Here is a 12,421-nt window from a genome sequence, read left to right as displayed (position 1 = left end):
CGGCGAATTCGTGAGTGGTCTGTTAAGAACAAGAACCGGCCTGGCCCGGTTATACCACGGAATTAACGGTTTTGCGTGTGTCTGCTCCCACTACTGGTCCACCACCGACATCTTCCCGCAAATGGCTGATTCTGGGGACCCTCATGTTTGGTACGTTCATGTCCACGCTCGACAGCAGTATTGTCAATATTGCGCTGCCCACCATCCGGCGGGAACTGGGCGCGGGCGACAGCGTCGAGTGGATTGTAATCTGTTACCTCTTGACCACCACCAGCACGCTGCTCATCATGGGGAAAATCTCCGACTGGGTGGGCCGGCGGCAGATTTATATTTCCGGTTTCTGCGTGTTCGTGCTGGGGTCGCTGCTTTGCGGACTGGCCTGGAACCTCTGGTCGCTGGTAGGTTTTCGGGTGGTGCAGGGGTTGGGTGCGGCCATGATTTACGCCGTAGGACCGGCCATCATCGGGGATACCTTTGCACCCCACGAACGCGGGCAGGCGATGGGCATCATGGGCTCGGTGGTCGCGGCTGGCTCCAGCGCCGGACCGGTGATCGGCGGTTTTCTGCTGGCGAAATTCGGCTGGTCCAGTATCTTTTTTGTGAATGTACCGATTGGCTTGCTGGCCATCTGGCGGGCGTGGGCCATCCTGCCCGAGAGCCCGAAGATGCCGGGCCAACGCTTCGATCTGGTGGGAGCGGGTCTGTTTCTGGTGGGCGTAACCACGCTGCTCACCGGTCTGGATTTTGGCTCGGACCCGCACTACGGCTGGAATCACCCGTTCGTGGTGGCGTCGTTGTCCACCGGCCTGGTCTTGCTGCTGCTGTTTTTGTTCTGGGAAAACCGGGTGCAGGAACCGATGCTCCAGTTGAGCCTGTTCCGGATTCGGCCCTATACGGCAGCCATTCTGGCTGCTTTTTGCGGTTTTCTGGCTTCGGGCGGCAATCTGTTCGTTATTCCTTTTTTTCTGCAACAGGTGCTGGATCTTACGCCCGATCGGGCGGGCCTGGTGTTACTGGCCGGTCCGGTGACCCTGAGCCTGGTGGCTCCGCTGGGCGGTTACCTGTCCAGCCGAATTTCGACGCGCTGGTTGTCCAGTACCGGCCTGTTGATCGCGGCCTGCGGTTATTTTGCCCTTTCGTTTCTGGATAGCCACTGGATCTGGACCGATGTGGTCTGGCGCACGGCGCTGGTTAGTCTGGGATTTGGGCTGTTTCAGTCGCCTAACAGCAGCAGTGCCCTCAATTCGGCGCCCGTTGCCCAGCGGGGAATCGCCAGCAGTATGATTGCCTTTATGCGAAACCTGGGGTTTGTGGTCGGCATTGCCCTGGCGGCTGCCGTTTGGTACAGTTCCCGCAACCGGTTTGCTTTGGCCGAAGGGCTGGAGTCTGAATCCATTACGGCCCAATTACGGGGGATGCATTATACGTATCTGACGATGACGGGTCTGGTCCTGGTCGGGGCGCTGATCTCCTTTAGCCGGGGAAATACCGTTCTGCCGGCTTCTCCTCCGCTGGTGTCGGATGCATCCGGGGTGAAGGCAGACAATTAACGAACGACTACCAGCCAAGGATATGATATAAGATAAATATGTTTTTAAAAATATGCGATAAGTATATTATATTCGAACAAAAAACCGTACATTTGAGCGCGTTTAAAGGTTTTCGCACGACTAAAATGTTACGGTTAAGAAAGCAGACACGCCCGACGGATACCGCCGGGCGTTGTTTTTTAATTGTAAAAATAGAGAAAGGTCACATCTTTCCGTCGACCGGTCAGAATAAGCGCGGCCACGGGGTTGGCCGTGTAACTACCGTCCGATTCTGAATAGACAATGTAGTCGAGCGAAGGATGGTACGCATTAAATTGAAGCATGTTACTGGTTTCTTCCTGGCTATTAAGCCAATAACCGCAGGATCGTAGTTCGGTTTATTGGCCTGATAAATTAGTGGCGACGGCGGACAAAACCGCCCTTTTCTGAAGAACAAGGACCCGGTGTGGTGAACGCCGTCTCAGACCGGGCTTTCGTTGTTGATCAATGCCTTGCGACTTTTTCGTTTGTCGAGCGAGAGCAGGAAAGCCGGAAGCAGAATGAGGTTGGCCGCCATGCCCATCAGAAGCGTGATCGACACCAGCACACCCAGCGCAACGGTTCCCTGGAAGGTCGAGAAGGCAAAGATGGCAAAACCGGCAAACAGAATGAAGGCGGTATAAATCATGCTGATTCCGGCCTGATGAATGGTGTTGGAAATCGCTTTGGAAATGCTCAGTCCGCGCCGGAGTTCTTCGCGGTAACGGGCCACAAAGTAAATCGTTCCGTCGGAGGCAATCCCGAAAGCCACACTGAAAATCAGAATCGTCGACGGTTTGAGCCGAATGCCAAAAAAGCCCATAATTCCCGCCGTGATGATCAGCGGAACGATGCGCGGGAGCGAACAGATGATCACGGTTCGAACATCGCGCAGCAGCAGGGCCAGCAGGGCCGTAATCAGAATGACCGCCAGATAAACACTTTCCTTCAGGTTATCGACCAGATACTCATTGCCTTTCGTGAAAATGGTACTGCTGCCCGTAATCCGAACGTCGTACATATCGCCGTTGGAAACCCGCTTGCCGGTTTCGGCGTCGATGTTGAAAATGGAATCGACTTTGGGCTGGAGCTTCGTGAGCAACTCACGGATGCGGACCGTACCGACATCGGCCATCTGAAAACTGACACGCGTATACCGGCGGGTGCTGTCCAGAAAGCCTTTGAAGACATTGCCCTGCCCCTGCATCTGGGGCGCATAGGCTGCCAGCTTGCCCATTTCGAGTGCCCCCGGCAAGACGTAATATTTCGGATCCCCCCCGCGGTAGGACTGGTAGAGAAACTTGGCGGCTTCGACCACCGACAGCGGGCGCGTGAATTCCGGATATTTTTCAAACTCCCGCTGCAATAACCGCATCTTGGTCAGGGTGGGGGGCGTCAGCACCCGGCCGGGCTGGCGGGTATCAACCGATACTTCAAAAGGCAGCACACCACGAAAATTCTTTTCGAAGAATTTAAGGTCCGTATAAATTGGATCGTTCTTCGGCAGGTCATCGACAACGTAACCGACGGCCTTAATTTGCAAAGCGCCTATCAGGCTGACGACCACCAGAATCCCGATCACGGCGTAGACGACCCGCCGACGATGGTGTACGGTCTTGTTGACCCAGGTGAGAAACGAAACCACCCAGCGACTTTCCATATGCCCGCGTTGCCGCGACGATGGCTCGGGTAAATACCCGAAAACAATCGGAATCAGAATCAGGCAAATTACATAGGTAACCACAACGCCCAAAGCTGCCACTAAGCCAAACTGGGCGAGCATGGGGCTGCTGGCAAAATAAAAGACAAAAAAACCGATGGCCGTGGTGACGTTGGCAAAAAACGTCATTTCGCCAATAGCTTCGGTGGCGATGTTGAGCGCCCGGACTTTGTCGCCGTGCTGGCTGTATTCTTCGAAATATTTATTGATCAGGAAAATCGTATTGGGAATCCCGATGACAATGATCAGGGGCGGCAGCAGACCCGTCAGCAAGGTGATTTTATACCCGAACAGCACCAGAAAACCGAGCGACCAGACCACGCCGACGCCGACGATGCTGATGGCGGCCAAAACCGCCACAATAGACCGGAAAAAAAAGAGCAGGATAACGGCCGTAACGGCAAATGCCAGCCCCATGAACAGCACCATTTCGTTGCTGACCTTGCCCGTAAATTTGGTCCGGATGTAGGGCATCCCCGACAGATGAACCGGGATGTTGTGTTTGGCACCGAACGCCCGGACCTTTTTCTCAATTTCGAGCACAAAACCGAGTCGGTCTTTGGTATTGAGTGTTTTCTGGTTGAACGTAATCGCCATCAGGTGCGCCTTCCCGGCGCTGTCGGCGACAAAACCCTGATAAAAAGGCAGGGACGCCACCAGAGACCGAATACTGTCGGCTTCGGCCTGGGAGATCAGGGGGCGGGGGGTAATCGGGAAAACCTGAAACTGTTTGATGCTGTCGTTGCGGACAATCCGAACCAGACTGGCGGCCGAAAGCACGGTCTGTACACCGGGCGATTTTTTAAGATCCTGGTTCAGCTGGTACCAGCCGTTGAAAACCGGGAGCTTGTAGAGGTCCGGGGTTTCGATTCCGACGACCATCACGCTGCCGTCTTCACCAAACCGTTTTTTGAAAGATTCGTAGAGTTCAAAATCAGGGTCGTTCGACGGAAGAATCCGGGCGACTTCATAGGAGAGTTGAATCCGGGTAACCTGGTACGCCATGAAAACCGTTCCTACAAAAATGACAATGAGCAGGAGGATGCGATTTTTTAGAATGAAATCCGAAACGCGGTGCCAGAACATCAAAACAGAGCAGACGATAAGGGCGCAAGGTACTAAAATTGGGTGATTTTTGGAAAGGAACGTGCGGAGCCTGTTCAATCCGGGCTTTAAATAAAATGTACAATTTTGATAATCACCCCGGGGGCGGCTTTTCCAAATCCCTTCAGAAACTGCGTTTTCCGTTCTTTTTCGTCTGAAAATGAGCGGAAGCAGCCGGTTTTTCGGAGGGAGCCGGTTGAAAAAAGTGCGCTCAGGATAATTAAAACAAAAATTGGCTAAACAACTTACCCCCCTTCCGGGTTAACCTTTAATAGATGCATGCCTGTCCATCTGTTCGCTAAACCAGTTCGGTATACGGATAATTTATCTACTATTATTCCTTAGAATAATTATGAATTCTAGCCCATTGCAAAACGCAGCGCACAGTGTGCACATGCCCACTAGTGTCGCATTCATTGGCGATTATCTTCCTCGGCAATGCGGAATCGCTACTTTTACCTCCGATTTGTATAAATCGTTCACGGGTTTTTATCCGGACTCTTCGGCGATGGTGGTGTCGGTCAATGATGTGCCGGAGGGTTATGATTATCCGGAAGAAGTACGCTACGAGTTTTACCAGCACGATCTGAATTCATACAAAAAAGCCGCCGAGTTTCTGAACTCGATGAATACCGAAGTCGTCTGTTTGCAACACGAATACGGGATTTATGGCGGAACGGCGGGGAACTACATTCTGACCTTGTTGCGGAACCTGACCATGCCCGTGGTCACGACTTTTCACACGGTTTTACGGAATCCCGATCAGGATCAGCTCATGGTGTTGAAAACCATTGCCGATCTGTCGGCACGGGTCATTGTGATGACCGAAAAAGGACGGCAGTTTCTGAAAGATATCTACGAAGTGCCCGAGGATAAAATCGACGTCATTGCCCACGGTATTCCCGATATGCCCTTCGTCGATCCGCATTTTCACAAGGACCGGTTTGGGATTGAAGGCAAACAGGTGTTGCTGACCTTCGGGCTTTTGTCGCCCAACAAGGGAATTGAAAATGTGATCAAGGCCCTGCCCCGGATTGTCGAGCGGTTTCCGGATACGGTTTATATCGTACTGGGCGCGACGCACCCGAATCTGGTTCGCGATCAGGGCGAAGTATACCGGGAGAGTTTGAAAAAGCTGGCGGAGGATTGCGGAGTTAAAAATAACGTCCGGTTTTTCAATCAGTTTGTTGAATTGGACAACCTGATTGAGTTTCTGGGAGCGACGGATATTTACATTACGCCCTACCTGAATCCGGCCCAGATTACGTCGGGAACCCTGTCGTACGCGTTCGGATGCGGCAAGGCCGTCGTTTCGACCCCCTATTGGCATGCCGAGGAGTTGCTGGCCGACGGGCGTGGGGTCCTGGTGCCGTTCAACGATTCGGAGGCCGTCGCCGATGCCATCATCAACCTGATGAGTGACGAATCCCTGCGGCACGGAATGCGGAAAAAAGCCTATATGCTGGGCCGGAGTATGATTTGGGAGCGGGTGATGGAACGTTATGTCCAGACGTTCGTGGAAGCCCGGCAGCAGCCCATCGCCCTTCCCGGCAGTCCGCTGGCCATGCTGAACGGAAACGGTAACGGAACCTATAAATTACCGCCGATTCGACTGGATCATATTTACCGTCTTTCTGATTCGACGGGAATCATTCAGCACGCCCGCTACCATTTGCCGCATTACGAAGAAGGTTACTGCACCGACGACAATGCCCGGGCGCTCATTCTGGCTGTCATGGTGGAAGAGGCCGGTCTGGGCGACCGTAAACTGGCACAACTGGCGGATAATTACGCAGCTTTTCTGAACTACGCTTACATTCAGGGACGCGGGCAGTTCCGGAATTTCATGAGCTACGACCGGCGCTGGCTCGAAGATATTGGCTCCGACGACAGCACGGGCCGGGCGCTGTGGGCGCTTGGAACCTGTGTAGGCCGGACAGCCGATAAAAATCTTGTGACCTGGGCCATGCCGATGTTGCACCAGGCCCTGCCGTCGCTGATTGATCTGCCGTCGCCCCGGGCCTGGGCGTTCGGCATTCTGGGGGCCTGTGAATACCTGAAGCGGTTTGGGAACGACCGGCTGGTGAAAACCATTCTCCAGCAATTGGTCGATAAAATGCTGATTCGGTACAACGACAGCACGTCGAAGGAATGGCCGTGGTTCGAAGGGTACCTGACGTATGACAATGCCAAACTTTCGCACGCCCTGATTTGCGCCGGTGAAACCTTGCAGGATGCCAACGTGATGGCGTTGGGCGTCAAAAGCCTGACCTGGCTGATTGGTTTGCAGATGACCGGCAGCAGTGCATCCAGTACGGGGTATTTTCAGCCGATTGGTTCCAACGGCTTTTACGTCAAAGGAGCCGAACGGGCTTATTTTGATCAGCAACCGCTCGAAGCCCAGGGTTCGGTTTCGGCCTGTCTGGCCGCTTATCGGGTGACGCACGATGCCATCTGGCTCAAACGGGCCACCAAAATCTTCAAATGGTTTACTGGCCATAATGATCTGGGCCTGTCGGTTTTTGATCCCAATACGGGCGGTTGCCGGGATGGTTTGCACGTGGATCGCGTCAACCAGAATCAGGGGGCCGAATCGACGCTGGCCTATTTGCTGGCCTTAACGGAACTTCATTTGACTCAAAAACAAATTTCTGATACCGAAAAAGCAAATACGGCACTAACATTGTTAGTATAAACGTTGAAGGCAGTAATATGAGGGGGTGAAGCGGGATCGTCTGATACGCCCGTTTAGCCCCTTATTCCATTCGTTTGCTGTCGGTACTATTTTTATTAACTATGATCAAGGCAACCCGAACCGGTATTGTAATCCGGCCCGATCCCACCCGTGTTCTTTTCCGACCTTTTGAACTGAGTAGTTCAACCCGTGTACTGAAAATTATTGCCCGGGTTAACGCAATGACGGAAGAAGAAGCCGAACGTAAATTAGGCGAAGTAATTCGTGAATTTGGCAGCCGACATTATAAACTGGAGCGGTTTTTCCTGAAACGGTTTAACCATATAAAACCACAGCTCCTGACCGACGAGCCGCTGTCACTGGAGCGGAAATTACTGCTGGGTGCGTATTTTACGATGGAATATTCGCTCGAATCGGCGGCCTTATTCAATCCGTCGATCGTATGGCATCCCGACCAGTCCAACGTTCCTCCGGGTTTCAAACGGTTCATTCTGAGCATGCGGGCGACCGGCGAAGGGCATATTTCGTCGATCACGTTCCGCATGGGCTATATCGATCAGGATAGTAAAATCATTCTTCGCAAACCGTCGCGGTATGTTACCTCTCCGGAAATTGTACCGAATCACCGGTTTAATCGGGCGCAGTTTGAGCGGAAACTCTACGAACTACGGCTGTCGAACTCCATTTCGGACATGATGATGAGCGGTTTGGGAGAAGAGTTTGCGCTGGAAGAAATGGAAGACCGGCTGAAACGGGTCCTGAGTCAATACCGGCATCATGTTGAGTACGAGTCTATTGCAAGTAGTTTGCGGACACTGGCTCGGTCGAACTACGAACTTGATTTTGACGACGACCAGAGCCTGGATGAACGCTGTATTTTTCCGACTTCGCCCAACGAAACCAACGGGATTGAAGATGCCCGCTTTGTGCGGTTTGTCGATGACGATGGCGAAGTGACCTACTATGCGACCTATACAGCCTACAACGGTCAGGTGACCTTTCCGCAACTGCTCATGACCAAGGATTTTACGCACTTCAGTATCAATACCCTGAACGGGGCCGAAGTGCAGAACAAGGGGATGGCGTTGTTTCCCCGGAAAATCAATGGGCGGTATGCGATGCTTTCACGCCAGGATGGAGAGAACATTTACCTGATGTACTCCGATGACCTATATTTCTGGCAATCGAAAGAAGTTCTGCTGAAACCGACTTATCATTGGGAATTTGTTCAGCTCGGTAACTGCGGTTCCCCCATCGAAACCGAAGCGGGCTGGCTGGTGCTTAGTCACGGGGTTGGCCCCATGCGAAAGTATGCCATTGGCGCTTTTTTACTGGATTTAAATGATCCCAGCATTGTCATTGGCCGGACAAAAGAACCACTGTTGAGCCCCGACGAGAATGAACGCGAAGGATACGTACCGAATGTCGTCTATAGTTGCGGGGGGATTATCAACGGGAATGACCTGATTATCCCGTATGCGATGTCCGACTATGCCAGTAGTTTTGCTACCGTTAATGTTCAGGAATTGCTTAATGAATTGACCAGCAGCCAAAAGCCGGTTGAAGTCGGTATCGAAGACCAAAGGATGTAATTCCATTTCCTTTCAAATAAAAACCGCACCCGAGGCCCTCGGGTGCGGTTTTTATTTGTCCTTCCGATCTGCCCTGATGGACCAAGGGCGGTATTTTCTGCCAAAACCGGGTGATTGAACGGCTGGGAACGACTCCGGCGTATCCAGGTTTGTTCAGGAATTTGAGAACACCAGACAAAAACGGATCCAGGAAGGATAGGTTGGGGCAGAGCCCGTTTTCTTAACAAAAGTCAACCGATTGTTATCTTATTGATTTTTAATATGTTATCGGTGGCATGGGAGAAGTATTTGTGCCGGACTATGCGTCTGATCTGGAGCCCTTGCGTTCGGGCGTTACCTCAAATAAGTAGGTTCTATAGTTCAATTATTACAACTATTATTAAATTTTTTACAAATTACAGTCCCATCGTATAATTAGAATTTTGTAATTCACTAGATTTACAAAAAAATCGCGTTTTTTTATCATTTACTACCAATCTATTAATTTCCGTAGCAATACGGTTCTGATCATTTATGATAAAACCCTTACTACTACCGGCTCGGCTGGGTAGGGTGGTGAGTGTCTGTGTGCCTCAACTCCTGCTGGCTGCTACCTGTTCTCACTTCGCCCTGGCGGCTGCCACCCCCAACCGCGCCCTGGCTTCCACCAGTCTCCGGGCGATCAAAACCGTCGACCGCACCCTGACGGGAAAAGTTACCGACGAAACCAATTCCCCCCTGCCGGGTGTGAGTATTGTCCTCAAAGGCACCCAGCGCGGAACCGTCACCGATGCCAATGGAGCGTACCGGATCGATGTTCCCGATAATGGCGGCACGCTGGTCTTCTCCTTCGTGGGTTACCTCTCTCAGGAAGTCAATGTTGGTTCGCGCGCTGCGATTGACATTAGCCTGAAAGCGGATGACAAAGTTCTGGAAGAAATCGTGGTCATCGGCTACGGAACCGCCAAGAAAAGCGATTTGACCGGGGCCGTCGGCACCGTCAAGGAAGCTGAACTGAAGGAACGCCCTGCTCCCTCGCTGCAACAGGCCCTCTCGGGGCGTATGCCCGGTGTGCAGGTCAACACCAACTCGGGTCGTCCCGGGGGCCGGACCACCATCCGCGTGCGGGGTTTCAGCTCCATCAACTCCTCGAACAACCCGCTGTATGTAGTGGACGGGGTAATGCTGCCCCAGGGCACCCAGAACCAGTTTAGCTCGGCTATCGACTACATCAACCCCAACGACATTGTCTCGGTGGAAGTGCTCAAGGATGCCTCCTCGACGGCCATTTACGGGGCGCGGGGCGCCAACGGGGTGATCCTGGTGACCACCAAGAAGGGCAAAGCCGGCGAAGGCCAGGTGACCTACAACGCCGACTTCAGCGTCAACACCATCGGTCCCAACCGGCCCCAGGTGCTCAACACGGCCCAGTACATGGCCGTCGAAGACCTGGCCTGGGCCAACATGGCCAAGTATGATCCCGTGGGTTGGGCGGCTGGCAAGTGGGCGTATCTGAACCCCAAACTCCGCCGGACCGACCCCCGGGTCTGGAATCCCGATGGCAGCCCGAAATATGACACAAACTGGCTGGAAGAGGCAACCCAGAACAAGTTGTCACAGAACCACCAGCTGGGTTTCAGCGGGGGGAACGAACGCACCCAGTACTCGATCTCTCTGGGCTACCGCGATGATCAGGGGCTGGTCAAGACCTCCTACATGAAACGCTACTCGGGCCGCTTCACCATCGATGATCAGGTCAAGAAATGGCTGAAAATCGGCGGGACGCTCAGTTATAACAACCAGTCGGAGAACATTGTGGATCAGGGCGATGCCGTAGCGCGCCAGATTGTGGAAGACTTTCCCTTCCTGCCGGTCAAGTACCAGGATGGCACCTACGCCAACAACCGCGACTTCCCCTTTGCCGAAGGCACCATGAGCTCGGTTCACCGCCTGATGGGTCGTAAATACATCCTGAACACGCAGACGACGCTGGGAAGCTTGTATTCCAACATCACCTTCGCCCCGGGCCTGGAGATGCGCACAATTCTGGGCACCAACATCCAGACCCAGGAAAACAACCAGTCCCAAACCCGGACGCTGAACATTGGGGGCAACGGGAATGCTTCGGCCAGCAACCGCAAGGAGTCGTTCTGGTCGCTGGAGAACTATTTGACCTACAACAAGCAGTTCAACGAAAAGCACTCGATCAATGCCCTGCTGGGGATTTCCTGGCAGGAAACTAACATCTTCAGCATCAGTGCCAGTGTCAACAACTTCGCTACCGACTACTTTGGTTTCAATAACCTGGGGGCCGGAGCGACCAATCCGGGCGTGAGTTCAGGCGCTTCGCGGTTCTCGTTCAACTCCTACTTCGGTCGGATCAACTACAGCTTTGTGGAGAAGTATTTGCTGACGGTGACGGGCCGGGCCGATGGTTCTTCCAAGTTCGGGGAAAACCATAAGTTTGCCTTCTTTCCCTCGGCAGCTTTGGCCTGGCGAGCTTCCGAAGAGGAATTCCTGAAGGGCAACTCGATCATCTCCAACCTGAAGCTACGCACCAGTTTCGGTCTGACGGGTAACTCCGAGATCCCGCCGTATTCCTCGCTTTCCTTGCTGAGCTCCAACTACGCCACCATCTATGGGGACGCCCGCGTATCGGGAACGGGCCTCAGCCGGTTGGCCAACCCGGATTTGCGCTGGGAAAAAACCGCCCAGACCGACATTGGCGTTGAACTGGGTTTACTGAAAGGCCGCATTAACCTGGAAGCTGACTACTACTACCGCAAAACCACCGACATGCTCCTGGATGCCCCCGTACCCCGCACCAGCGGTTACGCCACCATCCGCCGGAACGTGGGCTCGATGCAGAACAAAGGCTTTGAATTTGGGTTGAACACGGTCAATATCGATGCGGGCGGTTTTCAGTGGAACACCACCTTCAACATTTCCTTCAACCGCAACAAGGTGCTTACATTGGCGACGCCCTCGGACATCTTCAACGTGGGGGGACCTAACTTTACCAATCCCACCAACGTCATCCGCATCGGCGAGCCGGTGGGCGCTTTCTGGGGCCTGACGCGGCTGGGAGTCTGGAGTGAAGCCGAGCGGGAGGAAGCTGCCAAGTTCACCAGCTACCGCAACGGCTTGACGATTCTGCCGGGGGACATCAAATACCTGGATGTCAATGGCGACAAAGCCATCACCGACGCCGACCGCAGCATCATTGGCAATGGCAGCCCCAAAAGCTGGGGGGCCTTTACCAACACGTTCCGCTACAAGAGCTTCGATCTGACGCTGGAGACGCAGTTTTCCTACGGCAATGATGTGATGCTGATGAACCTGCACCCGAGCGAAGACCGCCAGGCGCTGGCCAACAGCTACACCTCGGTACTGAACGCCTGGACCCCCCAGAACCAGAACACGATGATTGCCGAGATCCGCGACACGCGGGCGGGGTATGTGACCAACGTGGACAGCCACTGGATCAAGGACGGCTCGTTTCTGCGGGGCCGCAACCTGCTGCTGGGCTACAGCTTCCCGAGTCATGTGACGAGCAAACTGAAGCTCAACCGGCTCAGAGCGTATGCGACGGTGCAGAACTTCTTTTTGTTAGTGGATGATCCGATCGTGGGTGATCCGGAAGTAACGCCGACCAACCAGGGCGATGGCAACAGTGCCTTCTCGCAGGGGATGATCTGGCACAACTACCCCAAACCGACCACCTGGATGTTCGGCCTGCAGATTGGGTTGTAATTGATTAAAA

General features: G+C 53.5%; 6 protein-coding genes. 4 read left to right on the top strand and 2 right to left on the bottom strand.

Annotated features, from left to right (window positions below; all coding sequences use genetic code 11):
- Window positions 1–77 precede the first annotated feature (77 nt).
- Window positions 78–1,550 carry an MFS transporter gene (locus tag ACFPMF_RS26525; protein WP_379850906.1) on the top strand — a complete coding sequence of 491 codons (1,473 nt, stop codon included), beginning with the start codon at window positions 78–80 and terminating at the stop codon, window positions 1,548–1,550.
- A 179-nt stretch (window positions 1,551–1,729) separates the two neighbouring features.
- Here the strand turns inward: ACFPMF_RS26525 and ACFPMF_RS26520 are convergent, their stop codons facing one another.
- Window positions 1,730–1,873: a hypothetical protein gene (locus ACFPMF_RS26520; protein WP_379850904.1), complete on the bottom strand. Its 144-nt coding sequence runs from the start codon at window positions 1,871–1,873 to the stop codon at window positions 1,730–1,732.
- Window positions 1,874–2,010: 137 nt separating this feature from the next.
- Window positions 2,011–4,374: an efflux RND transporter permease subunit gene (locus tag ACFPMF_RS26515; protein WP_379850902.1), complete on the bottom strand. Its 2,364-nt coding sequence runs from the start codon at window positions 4,372–4,374 to the stop codon at window positions 2,011–2,013.
- A gap of 370 nt (window positions 4,375–4,744) precedes the next feature.
- Here ACFPMF_RS26515 and ACFPMF_RS26510 point away from each other — a divergent pair, with 370 nt between their 5' ends.
- The 3 genes from ACFPMF_RS26510 (at window position 4,745) to ACFPMF_RS26500 (ending at window position 12,411) form a co-directional block, all read left to right on the top strand.
- Complete coding sequence (locus ACFPMF_RS26510; RefSeq protein ID WP_379850900.1) at window positions 4,745–7,087, top strand: glycosyltransferase family 4 protein; 2,343 nt, start codon at window positions 4,745–4,747, stop codon at window positions 7,085–7,087.
- A gap of 101 nt (window positions 7,088–7,188) precedes the next feature.
- Window positions 7,189–8,679: a glycoside hydrolase family 130 protein gene (locus tag ACFPMF_RS26505; RefSeq protein WP_379850898.1), complete on the top strand. Its 1,491-nt coding sequence runs from the start codon at window positions 7,189–7,191 to the stop codon at window positions 8,677–8,679.
- A 513-nt stretch (window positions 8,680–9,192) separates the two neighbouring features.
- Entirely contained in the window at window positions 9,193–12,411 is a 3,219-nt protein-coding gene (locus ACFPMF_RS26500; RefSeq protein ID WP_379850896.1) for a SusC/RagA family TonB-linked outer membrane protein, read from the top strand.
- Window positions 12,412–12,421: the final 10 nt, after the last annotated feature.

It is taken from the genome of Larkinella bovis (assembly GCF_042655385.1).
GTDB lineage: Bacteria > Bacteroidota > Bacteroidia > Cytophagales > Spirosomataceae > Larkinella > Larkinella bovis.
The sequence above is the reverse complement of the archived record's forward strand: the minus strand, read 5'-3'. Positions and strand labels throughout refer to the sequence as shown.

Coding starts and splice junctions, on each gene's coding strand:
- ACFPMF_RS26520 (WP_379850904.1), bottom strand. CDS start 1,873: ATGCTTCAATTTAATGCGTACCATCCTTCGCTCGACTACATTGTCTAT.
- ACFPMF_RS26515 (WP_379850902.1), bottom strand. CDS start 4,374: ATGTTCTGGCACCGCGTTTCGGATTTCATTCTAAAAAATCGCATCCTC.
- ACFPMF_RS26510 (WP_379850900.1), top strand. CDS start 4,745: ATGAATTCTAGCCCATTGCAAAACGCAGCGCACAGTGTGCACATGCCC.
- ACFPMF_RS26505 (WP_379850898.1), top strand. CDS start 7,189: ATGATCAAGGCAACCCGAACCGGTATTGTAATCCGGCCCGATCCCACC.
- ACFPMF_RS26500 (WP_379850896.1), top strand. CDS start 9,193: ATGATAAAACCCTTACTACTACCGGCTCGGCTGGGTAGGGTGGTGAGT.